The sequence below is a fragment of the Streptomyces sp. NBC_00086 genome, from assembly GCF_026343255.1.
In the GTDB taxonomy this organism is placed as follows: Bacteria; Actinomycetota; Actinomycetes; order Streptomycetales; family Streptomycetaceae; genus Streptomyces.
On the sequence record NZ_JAPELZ010000001.1, the window covers coordinates 6,367,184 to 6,392,842 of the forward strand.

At 72.5% G+C, this 25,659-nt stretch carries 22 protein-coding genes; 11 read left to right on the forward strand and 11 right to left on the reverse strand.

Features of this window, described 5'->3' with window-relative positions; genetic code table 11:
• Nucleotides 1-25: 25 nt before the first annotated feature.
• Entirely contained in the window at nucleotides 26-415 is a 390-nt protein-coding gene (locus OG276_RS28875; protein ID WP_266909604.1) for a cupin domain-containing protein, read from the forward strand.
• A 28-nt stretch (nucleotides 416-443) separates the two neighbouring features.
• Here OG276_RS28875 and OG276_RS28880 read toward each other — a convergent pair whose 3' ends face one another.
• A complete protein-coding gene (locus OG276_RS28880; RefSeq protein WP_266909605.1) occupies nucleotides 444-1,889 on the reverse strand; it encodes a WGR domain-containing protein in 1,446 nt (481 codons plus the stop codon).
• A gap of 92 nt (nucleotides 1,890-1,981) precedes the next feature.
• Here OG276_RS28880 and OG276_RS28885 point away from each other — a divergent pair, with 92 nt between their 5' ends.
• Together OG276_RS28885 and OG276_RS28890 are read left to right on the forward strand one after the other, a co-directional pair.
• Nucleotides 1,982-2,656 carry a uridine kinase gene (locus OG276_RS28885; RefSeq protein WP_266909606.1) on the forward strand — a complete coding sequence of 225 codons (675 nt, stop codon included), beginning with the start codon at nucleotides 1,982-1,984 and terminating at the stop codon, nucleotides 2,654-2,656.
• A gap of 240 nt (nucleotides 2,657-2,896) precedes the next feature.
• Nucleotides 2,897-3,547 (forward strand): hypothetical protein, encoded by a 651-nt coding sequence (locus OG276_RS28890; protein WP_266909607.1) that lies wholly within the window; start codon nucleotides 2,897-2,899, stop codon nucleotides 3,545-3,547.
• Nucleotides 3,548-3,593: 46 nt separating this feature from the next.
• Here OG276_RS28890 and OG276_RS28895 read toward each other — a convergent pair whose 3' ends face one another.
• Both OG276_RS28895 and OG276_RS28900 read right to left on the reverse strand, forming a co-directional pair.
• The gene (locus OG276_RS28895) at nucleotides 3,594-4,523 is read right to left on the reverse strand and encodes a carbohydrate kinase family protein (protein ID WP_266909608.1); all 930 of its coding nucleotides are present in this window, start codon (nucleotides 4,521-4,523) and stop codon (nucleotides 3,594-3,596) included.
• Entirely contained in the window at nucleotides 4,520-5,494 is a 975-nt protein-coding gene (locus tag OG276_RS28900) for a pseudouridine-5'-phosphate glycosidase (RefSeq protein ID WP_266909609.1), read from the reverse strand. The genes OG276_RS28895 and OG276_RS28900 overlap by 4 nt, the downstream gene beginning before the upstream one ends.
• Nucleotides 5,495-6,187: 693 nt before the next feature.
• Between OG276_RS28900 and OG276_RS28905 the strand changes: the two genes are divergently transcribed.
• Nucleotides 6,188-6,565 carry a cupin domain-containing protein gene (locus OG276_RS28905; RefSeq protein WP_266909610.1) on the forward strand — a complete coding sequence of 126 codons (378 nt, stop codon included), beginning with the start codon at nucleotides 6,188-6,190 and terminating at the stop codon, nucleotides 6,563-6,565.
• Here OG276_RS28905 and OG276_RS28910 read toward each other — a convergent pair.
• From OG276_RS28910 to OG276_RS28920, 3 genes are all read right to left on the reverse strand, one after another.
• Nucleotides 6,562-7,866 carry an MFS transporter gene (locus OG276_RS28910; RefSeq protein ID WP_266909612.1) on the reverse strand — a complete coding sequence of 435 codons (1,305 nt, stop codon included), beginning with the start codon at nucleotides 7,864-7,866 and terminating at the stop codon, nucleotides 6,562-6,564. The genes OG276_RS28905 and OG276_RS28910 overlap by 4 nt on opposite strands.
• Nucleotides 7,867-8,008: 142 nt before the next feature.
• A complete protein-coding gene (locus tag OG276_RS28915) occupies nucleotides 8,009-8,578 on the reverse strand; it encodes a methylated-DNA--[protein]-cysteine S-methyltransferase (protein WP_266909614.1) in 570 nt (189 codons plus the stop codon).
• Nucleotides 8,579-8,618: 40 nt separating this feature from the next.
• Nucleotides 8,619-9,503 (reverse strand): glycerophosphodiester phosphodiesterase family protein, encoded by an 885-nt coding sequence (locus tag OG276_RS28920; protein WP_266909616.1) that lies wholly within the window; start codon nucleotides 9,501-9,503, stop codon nucleotides 8,619-8,621.
• A 244-nt stretch (nucleotides 9,504-9,747) separates the two neighbouring features.
• On the opposite strand from OG276_RS28920, the gene uvrB reads away from it, so the two are divergent.
• The 5 genes from uvrB to OG276_RS28945 all read left to right on the forward strand — a co-directional run bounded on the left by uvrB (nucleotide 9,748) and on the right by OG276_RS28945 (nucleotide 17,233).
• Complete coding sequence (gene uvrB / locus OG276_RS28925) at nucleotides 9,748-11,907, forward strand: excinuclease ABC subunit UvrB (protein ID WP_266909618.1); 2,160 nt, start codon at nucleotides 9,748-9,750, stop codon at nucleotides 11,905-11,907.
• Nucleotides 11,908-11,994: 87 nt separating this feature from the next.
• Nucleotides 11,995-12,573 (forward strand): TerD family protein, encoded by a 579-nt coding sequence (locus tag OG276_RS28930; protein WP_254383773.1) that lies wholly within the window; start codon nucleotides 11,995-11,997, stop codon nucleotides 12,571-12,573.
• 127 nt (nucleotides 12,574-12,700) lie between these two features.
• Nucleotides 12,701-14,644: a TerD family protein gene (locus OG276_RS28935; RefSeq protein ID WP_266909620.1), complete on the forward strand. Its 1,944-nt coding sequence runs from the start codon at nucleotides 12,701-12,703 to the stop codon at nucleotides 14,642-14,644.
• A gap of 267 nt (nucleotides 14,645-14,911) precedes the next feature.
• Nucleotides 14,912-15,907 carry a TerC family protein gene (locus OG276_RS28940; RefSeq protein WP_266909622.1) on the forward strand — a complete coding sequence of 332 codons (996 nt, stop codon included), beginning with the start codon at nucleotides 14,912-14,914 and terminating at the stop codon, nucleotides 15,905-15,907.
• 93 nt (nucleotides 15,908-16,000) lie between these two features.
• On the forward strand, nucleotides 16,001-17,233 hold the full coding sequence (locus tag OG276_RS28945) for a serine hydrolase (protein ID WP_266909624.1): 1,233 nt from the start codon (nucleotides 16,001-16,003) through the stop codon (nucleotides 17,231-17,233).
• 12 nt (nucleotides 17,234-17,245) lie between these two features.
• Here the strand turns inward: OG276_RS28945 and OG276_RS28950 are convergent, their stop codons facing one another.
• From OG276_RS28950 to OG276_RS28960, 3 genes are all read right to left on the reverse strand, one after another.
• Nucleotides 17,246-18,556: an MFS transporter gene (locus OG276_RS28950; protein ID WP_266913198.1), complete on the reverse strand. Its 1,311-nt coding sequence runs from the start codon at nucleotides 18,554-18,556 to the stop codon at nucleotides 17,246-17,248.
• 182 nt (nucleotides 18,557-18,738) lie between these two features.
• Entirely contained in the window at nucleotides 18,739-19,395 is a 657-nt protein-coding gene (locus OG276_RS28955) for an MBL fold metallo-hydrolase (protein WP_266909626.1), read from the reverse strand.
• A 28-nt stretch (nucleotides 19,396-19,423) separates the two neighbouring features.
• A complete protein-coding gene (locus OG276_RS28960; RefSeq protein WP_266909628.1) occupies nucleotides 19,424-20,125 on the reverse strand; it encodes a maleylpyruvate isomerase family mycothiol-dependent enzyme in 702 nt (233 codons plus the stop codon).
• A 188-nt stretch (nucleotides 20,126-20,313) separates the two neighbouring features.
• Here OG276_RS28960 and uvrA point away from each other — a divergent pair, with 188 nt between their 5' ends.
• Nucleotides 20,314-23,292, forward strand: coding sequence for an excinuclease ABC subunit UvrA (gene uvrA / locus OG276_RS28965; RefSeq protein ID WP_266909630.1), 2,979 nt, complete (start codon nucleotides 20,314-20,316; stop codon nucleotides 23,290-23,292).
• Between the two features lie 131 nt (nucleotides 23,293-23,423).
• On the opposite strand, the gene OG276_RS28970 is transcribed toward uvrA, so the two are convergent.
• Nucleotides 23,424-24,074, reverse strand: a complete 651-nt coding sequence (locus tag OG276_RS28970; protein WP_266909632.1) for an NAD(P)-dependent oxidoreductase — start codon at nucleotides 24,072-24,074, stop codon at nucleotides 23,424-23,426.
• 98 nt (nucleotides 24,075-24,172) lie between these two features.
• Between OG276_RS28970 and OG276_RS28975 the strand changes: the two genes are divergently transcribed.
• On the forward strand, nucleotides 24,173-24,778 hold the full coding sequence (locus OG276_RS28975) for a TetR/AcrR family transcriptional regulator (RefSeq protein WP_266909634.1): 606 nt from the start codon (nucleotides 24,173-24,175) through the stop codon (nucleotides 24,776-24,778).
• On the opposite strand, the gene OG276_RS28980 is transcribed toward OG276_RS28975, so the two are convergent.
• A complete protein-coding gene (locus OG276_RS28980; RefSeq protein WP_266909636.1) occupies nucleotides 24,753-25,652 on the reverse strand; it encodes a carbohydrate kinase in 900 nt (299 codons plus the stop codon). The genes OG276_RS28975 and OG276_RS28980 overlap by 26 nt on opposite strands.
• Between the last annotated feature and the right edge of the window lie 7 nt (nucleotides 25,653-25,659).

The window sequence follows — 25,659 nt, forward strand, 5'->3', positions numbered from 1 at the left end:
GGCCGGTCCATGGAGGAGGGGAAACATGGCTGGACGGCAGGCTACGGTCGGACGCCCGAGGGTTGCGGGCAGGCGTCCGAAAGCGGAGGTGGTCTCCGACCTCGTGGTGCGGGAGGTCGAGATCCAGCCTGGCGGCTGCACCGGCTGGCACTACCACCGCGTCCCCTTGATGGCGGTGGTCAAGTCCGGCACCCTGACGCGGATCCTGCGCGACGGCACGGTCGAGGTGCATCACACCGGCACCAGCTTCGTCGAGCCCGCCGGCCGCCGTCACGTCCACCTCGGCCGCAACCTCGGCTCCGTGCCCGTCGTGCTCTGCGTGACCGCCGCCCTCGCCCAGGGCGACCCCTTCGCGCTTCCGGCGCAGGCCCCGCCCGGGGCCACGCCCTGCGCGTGCCCCACGCGGACGCGGTGAGCCCCGGCCCCGCGAACCGGGTCATCGCTCAGACGAGCCGGCGGATCTCCCCGCGCACGCGGTAGAAGCCCCCGGCCGCGGGGTGCAGGCCGTCCACCACGTACCGGGCGCCGGGCTCCCGTATCCCGCGCGGGAACTGCACGTTCCAGGAAGGGTCGAATCCGCCCGACACCACCTGTACGCGCATCCGCTGGCCCTGCTGCACGCACTCCACGACGACACCGCCGGCGGGCACCGAGGACACGGACACCGTCGCCACCGCGGCGGGGCTGGCGGCCGGGGTGAAGACGGGCAGGGCCGCCGCCGACTTCACGTCCACGGCCGTCGGCACCGACCCCTCCCGGGCGGCCGCGATCGCGGCCTCGCTCGCGTCCACGCACACCAGCGAACCGTCCGTGGTCACCAAGTACAGCCGCTCGTCCAGATACTGCATCGACAGCGCGGCCCCGCTGCCGGTGCCCAGCTTCCACAGCCGCCGCCCGTCGGCGTCGAAGCAGTACACGGACGACGCGAGGTCGCCGGCGAAGACGTGCCGTCCGTCCGGTGAGGTCGCGCACGAGTAGACCGCCGCGTCGCACCGGTACGAGGCCTCCAGCGCACCCGTCGCCTTCGACAGCCGCTCCACCGTGTTGCGGCCGGTCCCCGCGTACACCGCGTGGTCCTCCTGCCAGCCGAACAGCACCGCCCCGTTGGTCTGGGTGTGCCACAACTGCCCGCCGCCGTCCGGGGCGTAGGCCGTGACCCCCTTGCTGTGGCCGTGGTAGACGGCCCGCTCGTCCGCCCGCACCATCCACGCGTGCTCACCGGACGAGCGCCGCGACCACTGGAACTCGTCCTCGTGGTCGATGACCGTCAGCCCGCCGCCCGCGTCGGACACGTTGAGCACGCCCTCGCGGATGTCGAGCCAGAAGATGTCCACGTCGGCCGCGATGTCGTACGCCCCGAACGGAACCTTCGAGGACAGGTCGTACACCGTGCCGTCGTCGCAGCCCGCGTAGATCCAGAACTCGTCCGCCACCAGGCACTTCACCCCGTCCGGCAGCGAGTACCGGGCCAGCACCTCACCGTCGTGGCTCACCGTGTAGACGTCTCCGGCCTGGTTGCCGACCCAGCAGCGGTCCTCGTCCACGTGGATCCCGAAGGCGGAGGACCCCGTACGGAACCGCCACAGCACCGGGGCCGCCGCGCGTGCGGTGGACGGGGTCGCGGTCACCTGGCGGCGCGTCACCGACCGGGCCGCGCGGGCTCCCCGCACCGCCGGGGCGTAGCCCTTGCGGACCTTCTCCCCGATCTTCTTGGCGGCGGCGGCCCGCGCCTTCTCGGCGGTCGGGAAGGAGGAGTTCTGCAGCTGGCCGTCCGCGCCGATGCGTCCGTACCGCACGGAGACGGCGGTGCCGTCGACGGTGACCTCGTAGAACTTGTGGGCACCGCCGTCCTCCTGGGACAGCTCCAGATACGTCGTCTCCCGAGCCATGACAGACCCCTCCCCAAGGCCGGGCCACCGACCCCCTGTGCGCCGGTGATCCCTCCTGAAAAACGTTAGGGGCCACCACTGACAATGGGCTGGTGCAGCTGGAAGCGATCACATGGCAGCGGATGGCCGAGCGGCTCGCCGGTCACCTCGACGACAACGAGAAGGACGGCGGCGGGGACGGGACCGGCCCGGAGGACCGATGGCGCCGCGTGGGCATCGACGGGGCGCCCGCCGCCCGCACAGGCGTCCTCGCGGCGGAGCTCGCCGACGCGCTGCGCCTGCGCGGGCGTTCGGTCCTGGTCGTGGCGGCCGAGGGCTTCCTGCGCCCCGCCTCCCTCCGCTTCGAGTTCGGCCGCGAGGACGTGGACTCCTACCTCGACGGCTGGTACGACACGGCGGCGCTCTGGCGGGAGGTCTTCGGCCCGACCGACCCCGGCGGCACCGGCCGGGTGCTGCCCGACCTCTGGGACCCGGCCACCGACCGGGCGACCCGCAGCCCCTACGCCGAACTCCCGCCCGGCGGCGTGCTCATCGTGCACGGCCCGCTGCTCCTGGGCCACTGGTTCCCCTTCGACCTCAGCGTCCACATCGGCCTCTCCCCGGGCGCGCTCGCCCGCCGCACCGAGGAGTCCGCCCGCTGGACGCTCCCCGCCTTCGCGCGCTACGAGGCCGAGACCGGCCCCGCGGACCGGGCCGACGCCCTGGTCCGGGCCGACGATCCGCGCCACCCGGCCTGGACGGGCCTGCGCGCAGGGGGCGCCGGCTGACTCCGCGGGGCCGCCGGTGCCTGCGTCCGCGTACGTCCGCGTACGTCCGCGTACGTCTGCGTACCTCTGCCTACGTCTGCGTACTCCCGCCCCGTCACGGAGGTCCGGGAACCGCAACAGGGGGATTCCGGCAAGGTGACGATCGGTTCCGGCCATCGCTCCGGCCGGAACCGGGCGCTACGTTGACGGCACGCTTCGACGGCGGCCACCCCGGTGGCGCCTTGGCAGAGGGAGAAGGCAATGCGCGGACACGGCAATGAGGTTCCGGGCCCGAGACGGTTGCGTGCGCAGGCGGCGCTCGCAGCGCTGGCCCTGTGCGGGACCCTGGCCCTCACGGCATGCAACGGCAACGAGGAGGCCGGCGCCCCGGGAACCCCCGCGAGCCCCGCCACCAGCGCGGCGGCCACGGGCACCGCCTCGCCGTCGGCTTCGCCGTCGCCCTCCTCGGCGTCCTCGGCCACGCCGAAGAAGCCGGCCCCCACCGCCACTTCGACCGCCACCCCGGAGGGTACGAAGAAGGCGCCGACGCCCGGCCCCACCTGCGACCACAAGATGCCGATCTCGCCCGACGAGGTCGCCGTCTACCGCTACACCCCCGAGGGCGGGGTCCACAGCCTGATCGTCAAGCACGGCAACTGGGGCTGCGCCGCACCCGGCATGGACGCCGCCCCCTTCGACACGGTGGGCAAGGAGACCTTCCTCAACATCGCAGAGGACGCCAAGATCACGGCCGTCACCCCCATCATCGCCAGCCCGGTGAGCAAGCCGATCACCCTCCAGCAGCTCATCGACTGGCTGATCGCCCACCCGAACCAGGGCCGCGTCTTCCGCTACCACCTGGACAGTGCGGGCGTGATCGACTGGATGGACCAGCAGTACACGGCGTCGTAAGACCCGTACCCGCAGGCGCGGCCGTACGGTTTCCCCTCCGTGCTCCCTACGGCCGCCCGCCCAGCCGGGTCACCGCCAGCGCGGCCGCGCGGCAGCCGGCCCCCGCGGCCCACGCCGAGCCCGCTCCCGCCAGGCGGGCCGCGAGGAAGGCGCCCGTGAAGGCGTCCCCGGCGCCCGTGGAATCCACCGCCTCGGCGCTCTCCGCAGCGACCTCGGCCGTCACCCGGCCGTCCTCGGCGATGAGCGCTCCGGCCCCGCCCCGGGTGACCACCACCAACGGCACCCGCCGGCTCAGCTCAGCCGCCGCCCGCGCGACCCCGGCCGCCCCGGCCGGCCCGTGCGAGCCCGCGAGCAGCAGCGCCTCGTCCGAGTTCGGCAGCAGTACTCCGGCCCCCGCCGCGGCGGCCAGGAACCGCTCCGGACCCAGCGCGGCCAGGAACCCCGCCGAGGCCGGGTCCACGCTCACCGGTACGTCCCGGGCGCGGGCGTCCCGTAGCGCGAGCAGGGCCAGCTCCCGGCTGGCGTCGGCGAAGAACAGGTAGCCCGACAGGTGCAGATGGGCGACGCCGTCCAGCAGCCCGGGCTCCCAGTCGGCGGGGGAGAGCCGCAGCGAGGCCCCGCTGTCGGTCAGGAAGGTCCGCTCCGCGTCCTGGCCGACCAGCGCGACCACCGTCCCGGTCGGCTCGGCGGGATCGATCACCAGCCTCGGCCGCACCCCCGCGCCGCGCAGCGCCCGCTCGTGCCACCCGGCCGATTCGGCGCCGACCCGCGCGAGGAGGCGTACGTCCGGGGCGCCCGCGTGGGCGGCCCAGCAGGCCGCGTTGGCCCCGGCGCCGCCCGGCAGGGTCCTGATCCGGGCCGGGGTGTCGGTACCCGGAGCCAGTGGCTCCGCATGCACCGCCACGACGTCCGTCACCACGTCCCCGACGACCAGCAGCGCCCCCGGCCCGGCGGGAGCGGCCGGCGCCGCGGTCACGGCCGGGCCGCCCAGGCCCGGGCGATCCGGGCCCCGAGGCGCACGTTGCCCCGTACCGCCGCGAGGTTGGCCTCCAGGGAGGCGCCGCCCGTGGCGCGCACCAGGAACCCCAGCAGGAACGGGGTCACCGCCTGCCCCGTGATGCCCCGCTCCCGGCACTCCGACAGCGCCTCGGCCAGGACCCGGTCGTGGAGCTCCGGATCGAGCTGCCGCTCCCGCGCCACCGGATTGGCCACGAGCAGCGCCGACTCCGCGCCACCGAGGAGGTCCTGAGCGGCCATCACGGCCGCCACCTCCTCGGGGCGGTGCACCGTCCAGTCCACCGGCTCGCCGGAATCGGCCAGGTAGAACCCGGGGAAACGATCCGTCCCGTACCCGAGGACCGTCACCCCCAGCGTTTCCAGCCGCTGGAGCGTCGCGGGCACGTCCAGGATCGACTTCACCCCCGCGCACACCACCGTGATCCGGGTCCGCGCCAGCAGCGCGAGGTCCGCCGACTCGTCCTGCGACCGCGTCCAGTCCCGGTGTACGCCGCCCAGCCCGCCGGTGGCGAAGACCCGCAGCCCCGCCCGCGCGGCGAGGAAGGCCGTGGCCGAGACGGTCGTCGCGCCCGTCGCCCCCGTGGCGAGGGCCGGGGCCAGATCCCGGTGGCCGAGCTTGCGTACGCCCTCGCCGCCCGCGATCCGCTCCAGCCGGGCCTTGTCCAGCCCGGCGTACGCCACCCCGTCGACGACCGCGATCGTCGCCGGGACGGCTCCCTCCGCGCGGACCAGCTCCTCCAGTTCCAGACCCACGGCCAGATTGCGGGGGCGGGGCAGACCGTGGGCGAGGATCGTGGACTCCAGTGCCACGACGGGCTGCCGGCGGTCGAGCGCCTCGCGCACCTCCTCCGACAGGACCGGGACGGCGGCCGTTGCCGCAGTCGGGAGGGCGGAGGGCGCTGTGTGCTCGGATGCTGTGTGCTGTGACATGTCCCCATCCCTGGCACGCGTTCCGGGGTCCCAAACGCGCGGCCGCCGCACCGGCGTGAACCCGCCCCGGGAGCGTGCGGGCCGTCCGGGGCGCCGGCTGCGGGTGTGCCGCGGGGCGGAGTCCCCTACCCGCCCTTCGCCCGTTCCCCGGGGCTGCGCCCCGGACCCGTTGCCGGGTGCGGCGCCGTTCCCGGGGGCCGGCCCCCGGACCCCCGCTCCTCAAACGCCGGAGGGGCTGAATTTTGGCCGGCGTCAGCCAGTACGCGTGCGGGGCTGCCCCGTCGCCCCCTGGGGCTTTTCAGCCGTCCGGCGTGTGAGGACCGGGATCTGGGGCGGAGCCCCAGGTGTCCGGGCGCAGCTCGGGACCCTGCCTTCAGCCCGTCCGGCGTTTGAGGACCGAGGTCCGGGCAGAGCCCGGGGAACGGGGGAAGGGCGGGTAGGGGACCTCGCCCCGCAGGGCCCAGCCACCCGCACCCGCCCACCGGGCCCGGGGCCGGGACGGCGGTGGCGGCAGCCCCGCCGGGCCACCGCCGGACGGAGTTCGGCGCAGCGGGGCGAAGCCCAGGAGGCCCGCCAGGGCCGAGTGGTGCGAGGTCCGCGTCAAAGAATGGACAGGGTGACGGGTGGGGCGGGCGCGCGCTGGACGCTCTGGTCACCCCGGCGCGCCGGGCGTCCCGATTAGGCTCCGGGAGCATGAGCACAAGTGATCACCGTGATGCCCCCGCTTCGTTCGCCGTCTCCGTCCCGGACTTCCCCGACTCCGAGCTGGAAGTGGACGAGCTCGACCCCGCGCAGATCGTCTCCGGGAACCCCGTCGTGACCGGCAAGGTGCTGTGGGAGGCGCCGGACGGCTCGCAGGTGCGCGGGATCTGGCAGATCACCCCGGGCGTGGTCACCGACACCGAGGCGAACGAGCTGTTCGTTGTGGTCAGCGGCCGGGCCACCGTCGAGGTGGAGGGCGGCGAGACCCTGGAGGTCGGCCCCGGCTCCGCGTGCGTCCTGCGCGAGGGCGACAAGACCACCTGGACCGTCCACGAGACCCTTCGCAAGGCCTACCACATCAGCTACTAGCCGGGCCCCGTCCCGGTGTCCGTGGCCTTCACCGGACGGCGGCGCGAGGTGAACAGCGCGAGCGCCGCCATCGGCAGCAGCAGGGCGGCGGCGGCCGCGTTGAGCCAGCCGTAGCCCGCCTGGGACATGACCAGCCCGGCGACGGCGCCGCCGACTCCGGCGGCCGTGTTCATGGTGAGGTCGCCCAGCCCCTGCACGGCGGCGCGAGCGGGCTGCGGCACCGAGTCGGTCAGCAGCGCCGAGCCGGACACCATGCCGGCGGACCAGCCCAGACCGAGCAGGAAGAGGCCGACACCGCTCTGGGTGTGGTTCCCGTCGGCCGTGCCGGCGAGCAGTGCGGCGATGGAGAGCAGCCCGGCGGCGAGCCCGATCACGGACAGCCGGCCGATCCGGTCCGCGAGCCAGCCCATCACCGGCGAGAAGCCGAACATGCCGGCGATGTGCCCGCTGATGACCAGCCCGATGAGCTGGAGCCCGGCTCCGTGGTGCCCGAGGTCGACCGGGGTCATCACCATGATCGAGACCATGGTGGTGTGTGACACCGCGATGGTGAGGAGCGCGAGCCGGGCCCTGGGGGAGGCCCTGACGGCCGCGAACCCGGCGCGCAGCGAACGCCCGGCGCGGGTCTGGTCCTCGGCCGGGGCGAGCGCGCGGGCCGTCAGCAGCGGATCCGGGCGCAGGAGTACGCCGATCAGCGTCGCGGTGAGCAGGAAGATGGCGCCGGCCCATATGAAGGGCCCCGCCATCGGGGGTATGGAGGTGCCGGTGAAGCTGCGGCTGGCCGGGGCGGAGAGGTTGGGGCCCAGCACGGCGCCGATGGTGGAGGCCCAGACGACGACGGAGATCGCCCGTGCCCGGTGGTCGGGCTCGGCGAGGTCGGCGGCGGCGAAGCGGGCCTGGAGGTTGGCGGAGGAGGCGGCTCCGAAGGCGGCCATGCCGAGCATCAGCAGCGGGAAGCTCTTGATCGAGGCGGCGAGGACGACGAGGGCGGCCCCGGCCGCGCCGATCACGTAGGCCAGGACCAGGCCGGGCCGGCGGCCGCGCGCGGTCATCAGCGCGGCGAGCGGCAGGGAGACGGCCGCGGTGCCGATCACGGAGGCGGTCGAGGCGAAGCCGGAGAGCGACTCCGTGCCGCTGACCTCGGTGGCCAGGACCGGGGCGAGGGCGATGCTGATGGGCACGCCGATCCCGCCCAGCACCTGGCCGGCGATCAGTACCCCGGAGGTGCGCCGCCGCAGCCGGGGCAGGTCGGCGGCGGTGACCGTGACGGCGGGCCGGGCGGTGCCCGGCGCGGTGCTCACGCGGTCCACCTCCGACACGGATGCGGAGGGGCTGCGGGCACGGCGCAAGGTGTGGTCACCGCCGCAGTTTCGCACCCCCCGCCGGACGGGCGGAACAGGGTTTCCGGGAGGGCTGGGAGCATCGGGAGCACGGCCGTGCGCCTCAGAACAGCGGCTGGGGGAGTACCCCCTCCAGGGCCAGGAGGCGGCGCTTGGTCTCCACGCCGCCGCCGAAGCCGCCGATGCCCCCGTCGTTCTCCACGACCCGGTGGCAGGCCACCACCAGCGGCAATGGGTTCGAGCCCATGGCGTTGCCGACGGCCTGGGCCGCGCCCGGGGCCCCGGCCCGGGCGGCCAGTTCGCCGTACCCCACGACCGCCCCGTAGGGCACGGTGCGGTCCAGTTCCAGCAGGACCTGCCGGTTGAAGCCGGAGCTGAGCCGCCAGTCCAGCGGCAGCTCGAAGCGGCGCAGCGTACCGGCGAAGTAGGCGTTCAGCTGGCGTATCGGCTCGGCCAGCAGGACCTCCTCGCCCGGCGGCGGGCGCCGGGCGTCGGCGCCGAGGCGGGAGATCAGCGCGCCGATCATCTTCTCGACCCGGTCCGGTCCGGCATGGAACTCGACCTTGACCAGGCCCTCGGGGGTGGCGGCGAGGAGCAGGGGCCCGATGTCGGCGACGCCGCTGTCGACGACGGTCCATTCGAGGTGCGGCCCGCGGGGCTCAGGAGTGTCCACCCCTTCACGGTACGGCGCCCCACTGACAGCGCCGCGCCCGTCAGTAGCCGCCGACCGCTTCCCGTACGACGTCGGGGTTGTCGGTGATGATCCCGTCCACGCCCATGTCCTGGACCTTCCGGGCGGTCGCGGCGTCGTCCACGATCCAGGTGTCCACCTCCAGCGCCTTGCCGTGGGCGCCGAGCAGCCCGTGCACCGCGGCGACCCAGTCGCCGTTGATGGTGGTGTGCCAGGGGTTGATCCGGTCGGTGAACTCGGCGTACCGCGGCAGGTCGGCGAGGGCCGGGGTGCCGAGGAAGGCCGTGATCAGGTCGGGGCGCAGCTCGTGCACGGTGCGGACCGAGGCGGCGCTGAAGCTCTGGACGACCAGCCGGCGGGCCACGCGGTTCTCCTCGAGCCAGCCGGTCGCGCCCAGCACGTCCAGGGTCTGCCGTTCGATCCCCGGGTAGAGCTCCGGCTTCTTGATCTCCAGGAGCAGCCGCTGCTGGTTGCGCTGGACCCGGTTCATGTACGTCCGCAGGGTCGGGACGCGGGCGCCCGCGAACTCCTGGCCGAACCAGCTGCCGGCGTCCAGCCGGGCGATCTCCGCCGCCGTGAAGTCCTTCACCCGCCAGGGCTTGCGGTCGGGGAACACCTGCTCGACGTCGGTCGTCCGGGCCAGGGTGTCGTCGTGGATGACCACGAGCTCCCCGTCCTTGGTGCGCTGGACGTCGTTCTCCACCCAGTCGAAGCCCATCTCCATGGCGAGGTCGATCGCCTCCAGGGTGTTCTCCGGGGCGTACGCCGAAGCCCCCCGGTGGGCGTACACGATCGGGTTGGACAGCCAGTCCGGACCGGGCGCGGCCGAGGCGGTGCCCGCGGCGCACATGGTCAGGGTGAGTCCAAGGAAGGCGGCGGTGGCCGCGGCGGCGGATCGGACGTACATGCGCGTTCTCCTCGGGTCATGGGCCCTGCTCCTGCCGTCAAACGGGCGTGGAGCGGCATTCGTTGCGGCGGGGCACGGGCGGCTGTGCGTTTCCGACGCACTTTCAGGGAGAGCCGCGTACGGCGATCATGGGGTTGACGATCACCGGGCCGCCACCGAACTACGACAAACGGACCAGGCCCGCACCCCTCGGCCCGGGGCGGGCGGGCACCGAGTGTCAGTGGGTGGTCGTACGGTTGACCCCATGCGGCCCGTATCGAAGATCGAACGCACGGTGGCGCCTTTCGAGGTCGTCAGCTCCTACACGCCCAGCGGCGACCAGCCGGCGGCCATCGCCGAGCTGGAGAAGCGCATCCGTGCAGGTGAGAAGGATGTCGTGCTGCTCGGCGCGACCGGAACCGGCAAGTCGGCGACGACCGCCTGGATGATCGAGAAGCTCCAGCGGCCCACCCTGGTGATGGCGCCGAACAAGACGCTCGCCGCCCAGCTGGCGAACGAGTTCCGCGAGCTCCTGCCGAACAACGCGGTCGAGTACTTCGTCTCGTACTACGACTACTACCAGCCCGAGGCGTACGTACCGCAGTCGGACACCTACATCGAGAAGGACTCCTCGATCAACGAGGAGGTGGAGCGGCTGCGCCACTCCGCGACGAACTCCCTCCTCACCCGGCGCGACGTCATCGTCGTCGCCTCGGTGTCCTGCATCTACGGCCTCGGCACCCCGCAGGAGTACGTGGACCGCATGGTCCCCCTCAAGGTCGGCGAGGAGATGGACCGGGACCAGCTCCTGCGCCGCTTCGTCGACATCCAGTACACCCGCAACGACGTGGCCTTCACCCGGGGCACCTTCCGGGTGCGCGGCGACACCATCGAGATCTTCCCGGTCTACGAGGAACTGGCCGTCCGCATCGAGATGTTCGGCGACGAGATCGAGGCCCTGTCCACCCTGCACCCGCTGACCGGCGAGGTGATCAGCGAGGACCGCGAGCTCTACGTCTTCCCCGCCAGCCACTACGTCGCCGGCCCCGAGCGCATGGAGAAGGCGGTCCGCGGCATCGAGGCCGAGCTCGCCGAGCGCCTCGCCGAGCTGGAGAAGCAGGGCAAGATGCTGGAGGCGCAGCGCCTGCGCATGCGCACCACCTACGACCTGGAGATGATGCGCCAGATCGGCTCCTGCTCCGGCATCGAGAACTACTCGCTGCACATGGACGACCGGGAGCGCGGCTCCGCCCCGAACACCCTCATCGACTACTTCCCCGAGGACTTCCTCCTCGTCATCGACGAATCGCACGTCACCGTGCCCCAGATCGGCGCGATGTACGAGGGCGACGCCTCCCGCAAGCGGACCCTCGTCGACCACGGCTTCCGGCTCCCGTCGGCCCTCGACAACCGGCCGCTGAAGTGGGAGGAGTTCCAGGAGCGGATCGGCCAGACCGTCTACCTGTCGGCCACCCCGGGCAAGTACGAGCTCTCGCGCGGCGACGGCTTCGTCGAGCAGATCATCCGCCCGACCGGGCTCATCGACCCGGAGGTCGTGGTCAAGCCCACCGAGGGCCAGATCGACGACCTGGTCCACGAGATCCGCCAGCGGGTGGAGAAGGACGAGCGGGTCCTGGTCACCACCCTCACCAAGAAGATGGCCGAGGACCTCACCGACTACTTCCTGGAGCTCGGCATCCAGGTCCGCTACCTGCACAGCGACGTGGACACCCTGCGCCGCATCGAGCTGCTGCGCGAGCTGCGGGCCGGCGAGTACGACGTCCTGGTCGGCATCAACCTGCTGCGCGAGGGCCTGGACCTGCCGGAGGTGTCGCTCGTGGCGATCCTCGACGCCGACAAGCAGGGCTTCCTGCGGTCGGGGACCTCGCTGATCCAGACCATCGGCCGCGCGGCGCGCAACGTCTCCGGCCAGGTCCACATGTACGCGGACAGCATCACCCCGGCGATGGCCCAGGCGATCGACGAGACGAACCGGCGCCGCGAGAAGCAGGTCGCCTACAACACGGCCCACGGGATCGACCCGCAGCCGCTGCGCAAGAAGATCAACGACATCGTGGCCACGATCGCCCGCGAGGAGCTCGACACCGAGGAGCTCCTCGGCACCGGCTACCGGCAGACGAAGGACGGCAAGGCCCTCAAGGCGCCCGTCCCGGCGCTGGGCGGCAAGGCGGCGCAGGCCGCGTCGGGCGGCAAGGCCGGGGCCAAGGGCGCCAAGGGAGCGAAGGGTCCCGTGGTCGCGACCGACCGTCCCGCCGCCGAACTGGCCTCACTCATCGAGCAGATGACCGAACGGATGCGGGGCGCGGCCGCGGAGCTGCAGTTCGAGGTCGCGGCCCGGATCCGGGACGAGGTCGGCGAGCTGAAGAAGGAGCTGCGACAGATGAAGGAAGCGGGCCTCGCCTGACCCGGAGGCGGTCAGTAGGGTTGGCACCAGCCGCAGGTACACGCTGCGCACCCCCATCGGGGGAGGGCTATGGAGAGGGGACAGCGCGTGACGGTCAACATGACCAAGGGTCAGGCCATCAGTCTGCAGAAGGCGGACGGAGGCACGCTGACCGCGGTCCGCATGGGCCTCGGCTGGCAGGCGGCCAAGCGCCGGGGGCTGTTCGGCTCGCGGACCCGGGAGATCGACCTCGACGCCTCGGCGGTGCTCTTCGCCGACAAGCAGCCCGTGGACGTCGTCTTCTTCCGGCACCTGCAGAGCGACGACGGCTCGGTCAAGCACACCGGTGACAACCTCGTCGGCGGCGTCGGCCAGGGCGGGGACGACGAGTCGATCCTCGTCGACCTGCAGCGCGTGCCGGTGCACATCGACCAGATCGTCTTCACGGTGAACTCCTTCACCGGCCAGACGTTCCAGGAGGTGGAGAACGCCTTCTGCCGCATCGTCGACGAGACCAACGGCCAGGAGCTGGCCCGCTACACGCTGGACGGTGGCGGCCAGTACACCGCTCAGATCATGGCGAAGGTGTCGCGCGTCGGCGCCGGCTGGCAGATGACGGCCCTCGGCAACCCGGCCAACGGCCGTACCTTCCAGGACCTGATGCCGGCGATCCTGCCGCACCTGTAAGCAGGACCGGCAGCACGGCAGCACGGCAGTACGGCAGCACAGCGCAACAGCACAACAGCACGGCACAGCAGGACCGGGCACGATCGAGGGCCCGGCGGAAGAACGGGTACGGGGGAGGGGCTGCACGATGACGGCCGAACTGGTCCGGGGACAGAACCACCCCCTGTCCCGGAGCCGGGTGGAGGTCAGGGTCTCGGCGGGCACACCCGTGCTCGCCCTGGCCCAGCTCGGCGACGACACGGGCCGGCTCGCCGGCCCCGGTGCGGTCGCCCACCCGGGCGCCCGCACCCTCCCCGGGCTCGAAGTGCCCGGGGAGGCCTCCGGGCAGCACCGCATAGCGGTCGACCTCGACGCGGTCGCACCGGCCGTCCACCGGGTCGGCTTCGTGCTGGTCCTGCCGCCCGGCGGCCCGCCGCGGTTCGGCGCGGTCCCCGCCTCCTACGTGTCCGTGGCCGACCCGGAGGGCGCCGAGCTCGCCGGGTACACGCTGACCGGACTGGAGTCGGAGACCGCCGTCGTGGCCCTGGAGCTGTACCGGCGCCAGGGCGCCTGGAAGGTGCGCGCCGTCGGCCAGGGGTACGCCGCCGGCCTCGGTGCGCTCCTGACCGACGCCGGGCTGCCCGCCCCGGCCGCGGTCGAACTGGCCGCCGCCGCCCTGGGCACGGCGCCTGCCGGGGACATCACCCTGGCCGTCATGCCCGGCGGCCCGGCCCCGACCGTTCCGCGCGGGCTCCGGGCCCCGGCCGCGGCCCAGACGCCGGCCCCGGCACCGCAGGACGTGCCGGCCGCCCCCACGCCCCCGCCGATGCCCCCGGAGCCGGGCACGGACACCGCGGGCGGTCCGCCCACCATCAGCTACGCCCACCCGCGCCGCCGCACCAGCACCGAGTCGCCCGAGCCAGGGCCGCGCCCCGCCGCACCGCCGCGGCCGGGCGAGGCGCCCCGCCCCGTCGCCGGGGACGCGAGTGGCTGGTCCATGGAGGAGCGGCTCTACAACCAGGTCTGGGGCATGTTCGAGGACCTGGCCCGCGCCGTCGCCGCCTACCGCGGCGCCGTCGAGTTCGCCGACTCCCGGATGGACCGCGAGCTCGACGAGGCGCTGTCAGACCCCCGCCACCGGCTCGGCGGCTCCGGAAACGCCGCCCGGGACACCGCCCGGGCCCGCCGCGAGGAACTGGTCGCGCGGGCGCAGGAAGTCCTCGACCGGGACCTGGTCCAGCTCACCGCCGAGTCCGAGGTGGTCGAGCCCGCGCTGCCCGCCGCGTACGCGCGCTGGGACAACCCGGTCTGGCAGGCGCACTCCGTGCCCGCCGAGGCGCCCCTCGCCCTGCGCCTGGGCGACCTCCACCTGCCCGAGCGGCCCGACCTGCGCATCCCCATGCTGGTGCGGGTCCCGCTGGAGCGCGGCCTGTGGATCGACAACGGCCGCACCGGCTCCGAGGCGGCCATGGCGATGGACACCGACCGGCTGCGCCGGGCCGCCATGGACATGGCCGTCGCGCACGCGGCGCGGATGCTGGCCGCCCACCCCGCCGACCGGTTCGCCGTCCACGTCATCGACGCGGCCGGTGCCGGAGCCGCCTCGCTGGCCCCGCTGGTGCGCGCCGGAGTGCTGGCCGGGGCGCCCGCCGCCGGGGCCGCGGGGGTCACCGAGACCCTGGAGCGGCTGACCCGCCGGGTGGACCTCGTACAGATGGCGGTGCGGGCCGGGGCTCCCGAGGATCTGCCGGCCGATGTGGACACCTCCGACCAGCTGCTGATCGTGCACGACTTCCCGCACGGGTTCGACGACCGTGCCGTCACCCGTTTGCGCTACCTCGCCGACGAGGGGCCGGCGGTCGGCGTGCACCTGCTGATGGTTGCTGACCGTGACGAGGCCTCGGCCTACGGGCCGCTGCTGGATCCGCTGTGGCGCTCGCTGATGCGGCTGTCGCCCGTACCGGACAACCACCTCGCCGACCCCTGGGTCCACCACGCCTGGATCTTCGAGCCGGATCTGCCCCCGCAGGGCAGCAGGGTCCTTGACCAGGCGCTGGAGCGGGTTGCGGCGGCCCGGGGCGGCGCGCGGTAGCGCCTGCCGGGCGGTCCGCCGCCCGGCCTCGATGACCGGCCGCTGACCAGTTCTTGGGTTCCCCTTTACCTAATGTGCCCACGGCGGGTACCCTGGTGAACGCGGAGGGGAGTATTCCTGCTTTCCTGCTACGGCGTGCCCGTCAATACGGACTGCAATCGGTCCCGGGGCGCCGGCCCGTGGCCTCCTGGCCGTCCGGGTGGAAGAGACCTCCGGCAGCGATGACGCTGACCAAGTGCTGAGCCATCTGCCGGAGGCGTGTTTATAGTGGATGTTTCGTTGACCCTCTGGGTGCTGACCATTCTCGGTCTGGGCATCCTCATCGGCGCCGATTTCTTCATCGGCCGCAAGCCGCACGACGTCTCCATGAAGGAGGCGGGCATCTGGACGGTCGTCTGGATCGTCCTCGCGGTGCTCTTCGGACTCGGCCTGCTGGTGTTCGGCCACGGCCAGGCCTCGCAGGAGTTCTTCGCCGGTTTCATCACCGAGAAGTCCCTGAGCGTGGACAACCTCTTCGTCTTCGTCCTGATCATGGCGAAGTTCGCGGTCCCCTCACAGCTCCAGCAGCGCGTGCTGCTGATCGGCGTGCTGATCGCCCTGGTGCTGCGCGCCATCTTCATCGCCGCCGGCGCCGCGATCATCACCAACTTCTCGTGGGTCTTCTACATCTTCGGCGCGTTCCTCATCTACACCGCGTGGAAGCTGATCCAGGAAGCCCGCAAGGACGAGGAGGAAGAGGAGTTCGAGGAGAACCGCCTCCTGAAGTCCATCGAGAAGAAGTTCGGCGTCGCCGACCGCTACCACGGCACCAAGCTCTTCATCCAGAGCAACGGCAAGCGCGTCCTGACCCCGCTGATGGTCGTCATGCTCGCCATCGGCACCACCGACGTGCTGTTCGCCCTGGACTCGATCCCCGCGATCTTCGGCCTCACCCAGGACCCGTACATCGTCTTCACCGCCAACGCCTTCGCGCTGATGGGTCTGCGCCAGCTGTACTTCCTCATCGGCGGCCTGCTCAAGAAGCTGGTCCACCTCAGCTACGGCCTCTCCGTCATCCTCGGCTTCATCGGCATCAAGCTCGTGCTGCACGCCCTGCACGAGTCGGGCCTGCACGTCCCGCAGATCTCCATCCCGGTCTCCCTGGGCGTCATCTGCGGTGTCCTGGTGATCACCACGATCACCAGCCTGATCGCCTCGAAGAAGCAGGCCGAGGCCGAGGCCGCCGAGGCCGCCGGGGCCGGCCCGGAGCGCATCGACGCCTGATCCGGTGCCACCCCGGTCGCCGCGCGACCGGGGTGGCACGGGCCTAGGCTGGTGGGACGTTGCCCTCGTCGTCGTACGACAGGAGGCCGACCCATGAGGCCGACCCGCATCAGGATGCGCAGGGCCTGTGTGGCGGTTGCCGCCGCCGGCATGCTCATCAGCCCGGCCGTCGCGGGCTCCGCGTACGGGGCGACCGCCCCGGCTCCGTCCGCGTCCGCCGCCCCGTCCCCGGACGGCGATACGGAGTTCCCGCAGCTCACGCCGGCCGTCGCCGCCCGACTGGACGCGGCCGTGCGCGAGGTGATGGACCTGGCGAAGGTGCCCGGCGTGACCGTAGGCCTGTGGTCTCCGGGCAAGGGCAGCTACGTGAAGTCCTTCGGCGTGGCAGACAAGGCGACCGGCGCGCCCATGAAGCCCGATCTCGGGGTCCGGATCGGCAGCGAGACCAAGACGTTCACGGTCACCGCCCTCCTCCAACTCGTGGACCAGGGCAAGCTCTCCCTGGACGACCCGATCGGCAAGTACATCAGCGGCGTCCCGAACGGGGACCGCATCACCCTGCGCGAACTGGCGGGCATGCGCAGCGGGCTCTTCAACTACAGCGAGGACCCGGGCTTCGACAAGGAGCTCAACGGCACCTCCACCTTCACGCCGCAGCAGCTGCTCGACATCTCCTTCAAGCACCCGGTGAACTTCGAGCCGGGCGCGAAGTTCGAGTACTCCAACACCAACCTGATCCTGCTCGGCCTGCTGGTGGAGAAGATCACCGGCCGGCCGATCCATGAGGTCATCGATCAGGACGTGGTGAAGCCCGCCGGGCTGAGCGGCCGCACGCTCTTCCCCGTCGGCACGGAGTTCCCCGAGCCGCACGCGCACGGCTACACCAACGACCTGCCCAGCGGGAAGATCGTGGACGCGACCGACTGGGACCCGTCCTGGGCCTGGTCCGCCGGAGCGATGGTCTCCGACCTGGAGGACCTGCGCAGCTGGGCGAAGACCCTCGCCACCGGCACCCTGCTGACCCCCGCGACCCAGGCCGAGCGGCTGAAGACCCAGCCGATCGGCATCATTCCCGGCGCGGGCTACGGGCTCGGCATCTTCAACGTCCAGGGCTGGATCGGCCACAACGGCTCGCTGCCCGGGTACGAGACGCTGACCGTCTACCTGCCGGAGGAGCAGGCCACCATGGTCATCGTGCTGAACACCGACGACCTGTACAAGGGCCAGGAGCCCAGCACCCTCTTCGGAGAGGCCGTCACCGGCATCGTGACCCCCGGCCACCTGTACCCGGGACACAAGCCGACGACCGAGGACAAGAGCGGCTGAGCGACCGGGTGGCTACACGGGGGCGGCCGCTTCGGCCGCCCCCTTCTCCGCGTCCGAGCCCGTCCGCTGCCGGACGAGCACCGGGTTGGTCTCCGGCAGCAGCGAGAAGCAGGCCAGCGAGACCAGGGCGATCGCCGTCAGGTACACGGCGACGGCCCACGGCGGCCCGGAGCCGTCCGCCAGCGCCGTCGCAACGATCGGGGTCAGCGCGCCGCCCAGCACCCCGCCGAGGTTGTAGCCGACGGCCGCGCCGGTGCAGCGGATGCGCGGGGCGTACAGCTCGGGCAGGTACGCGCCCACCACCGCGAACATCGTCACCATGCCGAGCAGGGCGCCGAACAGGCCCACCGTCATCAGCAGCGGGTCCGCGGTGCGCAGCAGCGCCACGAAGGGGAACATCCACAGGGCCGAGGCCGTGCAGCCCGCCAGGCACAGCGGGCGCCGGCCGTAGCGGTCGCCGAGCACCGCGATCACCGGGGTGGCCGCCCCCTTGAGGGCGACGGCCACCATGATGCAGGCCAGCATCACGGAGCGGTGCACGCCGAGGTGCTCGGTGGCGTACGCGAGGGACCAGGTGGTGACCGCGTAGAAGACGGCGTAGCCCACGGCCAGGGCCCCGCCGGTCAGCAGGAGCAGGCGCCAGTGGCCCCGTAGGACCTCGGCCAGCGGGGCTTCGGCCCGGTGGCCGGTCTCGGCCAGGGCGCGGAACTGCGGGGTCTCCTCCACCGAGCGGCGCAGCCACAGTCCGCTCAGGGCCAGCAGCCCCGCCACCCAGAACGGCACCCGCCAGCCCCAGGCGGCGAACTGCCCGTCGGACAGCGTGCTCGACAGGGTCAGCATCAGGCCGTTGGCCAGCAGGAACCCCACCGCCGGACCCATCTGCGGGAAGCTCGACCACAGCCCGCGCCGCCCCTCGGGGGCGTGCTCCGAGGTCAGCAGCACCGCGCCGCCCCACTCCCCGCCGAGGCCGAGGCCCTGGAGGAAGCGCAGCAGGACCAGTAGGACCGGCGCGGCCATCCCGATGGAGGCGTACGAGGGCACGCAGCCCACCGCCACCGTGGCCAGGCCGGTGAGCAGCAGGGAGGCGAGGAGCACCGGGCGCCGGCCGTACCGGTCGCCGACGTGGCCGAAGACGGCGGAGCCGAGGGGCCGGGCGAGGAAGCCGACGCCGAAGGTGCCGAAGGCGGCGAGGGTCCCGGCGAGCGGCGAGAAGGAAGGGAAGAAGAGCGGGCCGAGCACCAGGGCGGCGGCGGTGCCGTAGACGAAGAAGTCGTAGAACTCGATGGCGGTGCCGACGAGGGAGGCCGCGGCGAGCCGGAGCATCGAGGGGGGTGGGGAGGAGGGTGCGGCGGACGGCGCGGTGGGGGCCGCGGGGGAGGGTTCGTGTTGCATGGTGCAGCAATTACCCCGCCCCGCCCCCTCAGGACGTGCGTTCGGCCGTCAATGACCGGAAGGGGGTGCGGCCCGGCGTGAGGTTGACGGGCCGGCGCCCCCTTCGGTGCCCGCTACCAGCCGCGCTCGCGCCATTCGGCCAGGTGGGGGCGCTCGGCGCCGAGCGTGGTGTCGTTGCCGTGGCCGGGGTAGACCCAGGTCTCGTCCGACAGCTCGCCGAACAGCTTGTTCTCCACGTCGTCGAGCAGGCTGGTGAAGGCCTTCTGGTCGCCCGAGGTGTTGCCGACGCCGCCCGGGAAGAGGCAGTCGCCGGTGAACACGTGCGCGTGGCCGTGCGGGTCGTCGTAGACCAGCGCGATCGAGCCGGGGGTGTGTCCGACCAGGTGGCGGGCGGTCAGCGTGACCCGTCCGACCGTGATCGTGTCCCCGTCCGCGACGAGCACGTCGGTGGTGACCGGGATGCCCTCCGCGTCGTGGGCGCCCGCGTACGTCCGCGCGCCGGTCGCCGCGACCACGTCCGCCAGCGCGCCCCAGTGGTCGCCGTGCCGGTGGGTGGTGACCACGGAGGCGATGCCGCCGTCGCCGATCAGGCTCAGCAGGGTCTCCGGCTCCGCGGCCGCGTCGATCAGCAGCTGCGCGTCGGTGGCCCGGCAGCGCAGCAGGTAGGCGTTGTTGTTCATCGGGCCCACCGCGACCTTGGAAATCATCAGGTCCGAGAGTTCGTGCACGTCGGCCGGACCGCCGACCTTGACTGCTCCGCTGTACGTCATGTTCTCGATCCTAAGGGTGTCGTCCGGGCTAGAGCGGGGGCAGCTCGGGGAGGTGGCCGCCTTCGATGAGGGTGAGGTGCGCGCCGCGGTCCCCGCGGCCCGCGAGCCAGCCGAGCAGCTCGTCGCGGGTGCCGGCCAGGGTGATGGGCGCACCCTCCGTGCCGCCGGTGTGCCAGAGGGGTCCGGTGCCGTCGTACCCGAGCCACAGGGTGACCGGCGGGACCTCCGGGCGGCCCGACCAGCGGTCGGCGAGGAAGGCGATCTCGCGCTCGGCGAACTCGTCCGGGAGGTCGGACAGCTCGTAGCCGATGTTCAGGTCGACGTGGTGCAGCTCGACCTCGATCAGGCGCCGGAAGGGCACCCGGGCCGCCGTGTCCGTGACCCCGTTGCGCAGTTCCACGGTGCGGGTCCAGTCCTGCGGGCGCTCGGCGACGGCCTGCCAGCGGTCCGCGGAATTCCGGACGTCCTCGAGCTGTTCCAGCAGGGGACGCACCGCGTCGCGCTCGATGTCGGATTCCCGGGAGGTGGCGCTCTCGTACATCGGGCGGCCTTCGAAGACCTCGACCAGGGCGTCCGCGTTCCGGGCGAGGTGCGCCAGGACGTGGCCGCGGGTCCAGCCGGGGAGAAGTGACTCTTCGGCCAGCTTCGCGTTGTCCAGCTTCGCGACCGCGGTCAGCAGTCGATCGGTGGCCTCGTGAACGGATCGCAGGTCGTGCGCATGATCAGTCATGCGGCCGAGCCTAGTGGCCGTGGGGCCCTCGCCACACGATCGGGTGAAGAGGGCTGCGGAGTGCCGAAAATCGAATGCACGTGCTATACGCTCGGAGTCCAGTCTCCCACTCCACCGCAGAGGCGCCCCCCAATACCCTTGGGACGGGGGCCCGTGCCCCCGCTCTCTCAAGAAAGGTGCGGACCGGCGTGACCGACCGTCTCATCGTTCGTGGCGCTCGCGAGCACAACCTCAAGAACGTCTCTCTTGACCTGCCGCGCGACTCGCTCATCGTCTTCACCGGACTCTCGGGGTCGGGCAAGTCCTCCCTGGCCTTCGACACGATCTTCGCCGAGGGTCAGCGCCGCTACGTCGAGTCGCTGTCCTCCTACGCCCGCCAGTTCCTCGGGCAGATGGACAAGCCCGACGTCGACTTCATCGAGGGCCTCTCCCCGGCCGTCTCCATCGACCAGAAGTCCACCTCGCGCAACCCCCGCTCCACCGTCGGCACCATCACCGAGGTCTACGACTACCTCCGCCTGCTCTTCGCGCGCATCGGCAAGCCCCACTGCCCCGAGTGCAGCCGGCCGATCTCGCGGCAGTCGCCGCAGGCGATCGTCGACAAGGTGCTCGCCCTGCCCGAGGGCAGTCGCTTCCAGGTGCTCTCGCCGCTGGTGCGCGAGCGCAAGGGCGAGTTCGTCGACCTCTTCGCCGACCTCCAGACCAAGGGCTACAGCCGGGCCCGGGTGGACGGGGAGACGATCCAGCTCTCCGAGCCGCCCTCGCTGAAGAAGCAGGAGAAGCACACCATCGAGGTGGTCATCGACCGCCTCACCGTCAAGGACAGCGCCAAGCGCCGGCTGACGGACTCCGTGGAGACCGCCCTCGGGCTGTCCGGCGGCATGGTGATCCTGGACTTCGTCGACCTCGCGGAGGACGACCCCGAGCGTGAGCGGATGTACTCCGAGCACCTCTACTGCCCGTACGACGACCTCTCCTTCGAGGAGCTGGAGCCGCGCTCCTTCTCCTTCAACTCGCCCTTCGGCGCCTGCCCCGAGTGCACCGGCATCGGTACGCGCATGGAGGTGGACCCGGAGCTGATCGTCCCGGACGAGGACAAGTCCCTCGACGAGGGCGCGGTCTCGCCGTGGTCGCTCGGCCACACCAAGGACTACTTCCAGCGGCTGGTCGGCGCGCTCGCCACGGAGCTCGGCTTCCGCACCGACATCGCCTGGGCGGGGCTGCCGCTGCGGGCGAAGAAGGCCCTGCTGTACGGCCACAAGACGCAGATCGAGGTCCGCTACCGCAACCGGTACGGGCGCGAGCGGGCCTACACCACGGCCTTCGAGGGCGCGGTGCCGTTCGTGAAGCGCCGTCACTCGGAGTCCGAGAGCGACGCCAGCCGCGAGCGCTTCGAGGGCTACATGCGCGAGGTGCCGTGTCCCACCTGCCAGGGCACCCGGCTCAAGCCGATCGTGCTCGCGGTGACGGTGATGGACCGCTCGATCGCCGATGTCGCCGCGATGTCGATCAGCGAGTGCGCGGACTTCCTCGGGCGCCTCAAGCTCGACGCCCGCGACAAGAAGATCGCCGAGCGGGTCCTCAAGGAGGTCAACGAGCGGCTCCGCTTCCTCGTCGACGTCGGCCTGGACTACCTCTCGCTCAACCGCGCCGCCGGCACCCTCTCGGGCGGCGAGGCCCAGCGCATCCGCCTCGCCACGCAGATCGGCTCCGGCCTGGTGGGCGTGCTGTACGTGCTGGACGAGCCTTCGATCGGCCTGCACCAGCGGGACAACCACCGGCTGATCGAAACCCTCGTCCGGCTGCGCGACATGGGCAACACCCTCATCGTCGTCGAGCACGACGAGGACACCATCAAGGTGGCCGACTGGGTCGTCGACATCGGCCCGGGCGCCGGTGAGCACGGCGGCAAGGTCGTGCACAGCGGCTCGTTGAAGGAGCTGCTGAAGAACCCCGAGTCGATCACCGGCCAGTACCTCTCCGGCAAGCGGTCCATCCCGCTCCCGGACGTGCGCCGCCCCGTGGACCCCTCGCGCAAGCTCACGGTCCACGGCGCCAAGGAGAACAACCTGCGGGACATCGACGTGTCCTTCCCGCTGGGCGTGCTCACGGCGGTGACGGGGGTATCGGGCTCCGGCAAGTCCACGCTGGTCAACGACATCCTCTACACGCACCTGGCCCGCGAGCTCAACGGCGCGCGGTCGGTGCCGGGGCGGCACACGCGGGTGGACGGCGACGACCTCGTCGACAAGGTCGTGCACGTGGACCAGTCGCCGATCGGCCGGACCCCCCGGTCCAACCCGGCCACGTACACCGGTGTCTTCGACCACGTCCGCAAGCTCTTCGCGGAGACGATGGAGGCGAAGGTGCGCGGCTATCTGCCGGGCCGCTTCTCCTTCAACGTGAAGGGCGGCCGCTGCGAGAACTGCTCCGGCGACGGCACGATCAAGATCGAGATGAACTTCCTGCCGGACGTGTACGTCCCGTGCGAGGTCTGCCACGGCGACCGGTACAACCGGGAGACGCTGGAGGTCCACTACAAGGGCAAGTCCATCGCCGAGGTCCTGAACATGCCGATCGAGGAGGCCGCGGGCTTCTTCGAGGCGGTCCCGACGATCTCGCGGCACCTGAAGACGCTGAACGAGGTGGGGCTCGGGTACGTCCGCCTCGGCCAGTCGGCGCCGACGCTCTCGGGTGGTGAGGCGCAGCGCGTGAAGCTGGCCTCTGAGCTCCAGAAGCGCTCGACGGGGCGGACGGTGTACGTCCTGGACGAGCCGACGACGGGTCTGCACTTCGAGGACATCTCGAAGCTGATCAAGGTGCTGTCGGGGCTGGTCGACAAGGGCAACACGGTGATCGTCATCGAGCACAACCTCGATGTCGTCAAGACCGCCGACTGGGTCGTGGACATGGGTCCCGAGGGCGGGTATGGAGGCGGCCTCGTCGTCGCCGAGGGCACGCCGGAGCAGGTCGCCTCGGTGGGCGCGAGCCACACGGGCAAGTTCCTGCGGGACATCCTGGGCGCGGACCGCATCTCCGACGCCGCGGCCTCGGAGCCGGCCCGGCCGGTGAAGAAGGCGGCCGCGCGGAAGAAGGCGGCGGCTCCCGCCAAGAAGGCGGCGGCCCCGGCCGCCGCGAAGAAGGCGACGCGGGCCCGCAAGGCGTAGCCCCCGGGCGGGGCTGGATCGTGCGCCGATGCCGGCCGAGATCCAGCCCCGCGCAGCGGTACGCCCGCCGGGCCCGCGCAGTGGTACGCCCCTAGCCCCGCGCAGCGGCACGCCCCCCCCCCGGCCTGCGGCTACGCGGCGACGCCGATGGTGTGGCCCGACGTCGAGGGGTCGGACAGGGTGGTCAGGAGGGCGTCGGCGACGTCCGCCCGGGCGATCACCTTGCCGCCCGGAACGTTGGCGTCGACCGCTCGCCGGTACGTCCCCGTGTGCGGCCGGTCCAGCAGCCGCGGCGGCCGGATCACCGTCCACTGCGTACGGCTCGCGGCGATCGCCGCCTCCATGACCGTGAGGTCCGCGTACACGTCCCGCAGCGCCCTGCGCAGCAGCGGGTACACCACGACCCGGGTGAGAGCCCCGTCCTGCGGCGTGAGCGGACCCAGCGGCGCCGCGCTGACCGCCGACAGGCGGCTCACCCCGGCCCGGTCCATCGCGGAGACGATCGACCGCAGGGCCGGTCCCGCGATCGGGGTGAGCCTGGCCTGCTTGTTGCTCGTCGGGCCGAGCGCGGAGACCACCGCCTCCTGACCCTCCAGCACCGGAACGAGCGCGTCCTCGTCGGAGAGGTCCCGCACCACCGCCACCCGCAGCCGTTCGTGCGCCGGTACGTCCAGCCGCGCCGGGTCGCGGACGACAGCCGTCACCTCGTGACCCGCTTCGAGCGCCTGCCGCACCACCTCGTGGCCGACCCCGCCCGTGGCTCCGAACACCGTGAGTTTCATCTTGACTCCCACATTCATGTGACGCATGACGTGTGACGCATGGCGTATGTGGGGGTGGGTGAGTACTCACTCACCCCCACTTCCGTTATGGTGAGTGAATGCTCACCCCAAAGTCAAGCCGGTCCACCCCGGAGCGCCTGCTCGATGCCGCCGAGACCCTGATGCGCACCGCCGGTCTGGCCAACGCCACCACGAAGGCCATCGCCCGTGAGGCGGGCTGCTCGGAGGCCGCGCTCTACAAGTACTTCGCGAACAAGGAGGAGCTGTTCGTCCGCGTGCTGATGGAACGCCGCCCCAACGCCGGGGCGATGATGGCGGCGCTGACCGGCGACCCGGGGGAGCAGCCGGTCGAGGAGCGGCTGACCGAGATCGCCCGGTACGCCTCGCTCTTCTACGCCGAAGCCATGCCCATGTTCGGCTCGCTCTTCGCCGATCCCGTCCTGCTCACCCGCCACCGCGAGGGCGTACGGAGCATCGGCGCGGGTCCCCACGTGGTGCTGGAGGCCCTCACCGGCCACCTGTTCCGCGAGCTCGAACGCGGCCGGCTGCGCCCCGACGCCGACCCGGCCGCCGCCGCCGCGCTGCTGCTCGGCGCCTGCTTCCAGCGGGCCTTCTTCCTGCACTTCTCCGGGCCCGACACGGTCGGGCCGGTCGAGGAGTTCGCCCCCGCGGTGGCCGCTACGGTGTGGGCCGCGCTGCGCTGAGCTCGCGGGCGTACGGAGGCTCCGCGCCGGCCCGGGTGCAGGTCAGCGCGGCCGCCGCGGCGGCATAGGACAGCACCTCGGGCCAGTCCACCGGGCCCGGGCCGCCCGCGCCGGCCGCCAGCCGGTGCAGCAGGGCCGCGTTCACGGTGTCGCCCGCGCCGATGGTGTCCACCACCGCGACCCGGCGTGCGGGCACCGAGTGCTCCGCGCCCTCCCGCGTCCACACCGTCAGGCCGCCGGCGCCCCGGGTGAGCACCACCGCCGAGGGCCCGGCCGCCAGCCAGTCGCCGGGGCGGCCGCCCAGCCACGCCGCGTCCTCCTCCGACAGCTTCAGCACGCCGACGTGCGGCAGCCAGGACAGGAAGCGGGCCCGGTAGGCGGCCGGGTCGGCGATCAGCGCCGGGCGGATGTTGGGGTCGAGCAGGGTCGCCAGCCCGCGCCCGGCTTCCCGGCGCAGCAGGGACTCGTAGGCGCTGGCCCCCGGCTCCAGCACCAGCGAGCAGGTGCCGAGCGCGAGGGCCCGTACCCCCTCGGGGAGCGCGGGCGGCAGCCGGAACAGCCGGTCGGCCGTGCCCTCGACGTAGAACCCGTAGGCCGCCGAGCCGTCCGGGGCCAGCGAGGGCACCGCCAGCGTGGTCGGCTCCGGTCCGCGCTGGACCAGGGAGAGGTCCACCCCGGCCGTGCGCAGCCCGTCGAGCAGCGAGGCGCCGAAGCCGTCCGTCGAGATCCGGGAGCAGAAGGCGGTCCGCACGCCGAGCCGGCCCAGCGCGATGGCGGTGTTGTACGGTCCGCCGCCCGGCCGCGGCAGCAGGGCGCCCGGCGGCCCTTCGACGGGCACCAGGTCGATCAGGGCTTCTCCACCGACGACGATCACGCGGGGG

Excerpts from the sequence above, each read along its gene's own strand:
- OG276_RS28935 (WP_266909620.1), top strand. The coding sequence starts at position 12,701 with ATGACGGCCGAACTGGTCCGGGGACAGAACCACCCCCTGTCCCGGAGC.
- OG276_RS28950 (WP_266913198.1), bottom strand. The coding sequence starts at position 18,556 with ATGCTCCGGCTCGCCGCGGCCTCCCTCGTCGGCACCGCCATCGAGTTC.
- OG276_RS28920 (WP_266909616.1), bottom strand. The coding sequence starts at position 9,503 with ATGTACGTCCGATCCGCCGCCGCGGCCACCGCCGCCTTCCTTGGACTC.
- OG276_RS28960 (WP_266909628.1), bottom strand. The coding sequence starts at position 20,125 with ATGACTGATCATGCGCACGACCTGCGATCCGTTCACGAGGCCACCGAT.
- OG276_RS28900 (WP_266909609.1), bottom strand. The coding sequence starts at position 5,494 with ATGTCACAGCACACAGCATCCGAGCACACAGCGCCCTCCGCCCTCCCG.
- uvrB (WP_266909618.1), top strand. The coding sequence starts at position 9,748 with ATGCGGCCCGTATCGAAGATCGAACGCACGGTGGCGCCTTTCGAGGTC.
- OG276_RS28975 (WP_266909634.1), top strand. The coding sequence starts at position 24,173 with ATGCTCACCCCAAAGTCAAGCCGGTCCACCCCGGAGCGCCTGCTCGAT.
- OG276_RS28955 (WP_266909626.1), bottom strand. The coding sequence starts at position 19,395 with ATGACGTACAGCGGAGCAGTCAAGGTCGGCGGTCCGGCCGACGTGCAC.
- OG276_RS28970 (WP_266909632.1), bottom strand. The coding sequence starts at position 24,074 with ATGAAACTCACGGTGTTCGGAGCCACGGGCGGGGTCGGCCACGAGGTG.
- OG276_RS28905 (WP_266909610.1), top strand. The coding sequence starts at position 6,188 with ATGAGCACAAGTGATCACCGTGATGCCCCCGCTTCGTTCGCCGTCTCC.
- OG276_RS28890 (WP_266909607.1), top strand. The coding sequence starts at position 2,897 with ATGCGCGGACACGGCAATGAGGTTCCGGGCCCGAGACGGTTGCGTGCG.
- OG276_RS28875 (WP_266909604.1), top strand. The coding sequence starts at position 26 with ATGGCTGGACGGCAGGCTACGGTCGGACGCCCGAGGGTTGCGGGCAGG.
- OG276_RS28880 (WP_266909605.1), bottom strand. The coding sequence starts at position 1,889 with ATGGCTCGGGAGACGACGTATCTGGAGCTGTCCCAGGAGGACGGCGGT.
- OG276_RS28945 (WP_266909624.1), top strand. The coding sequence starts at position 16,001 with ATGAGGCCGACCCGCATCAGGATGCGCAGGGCCTGTGTGGCGGTTGCC.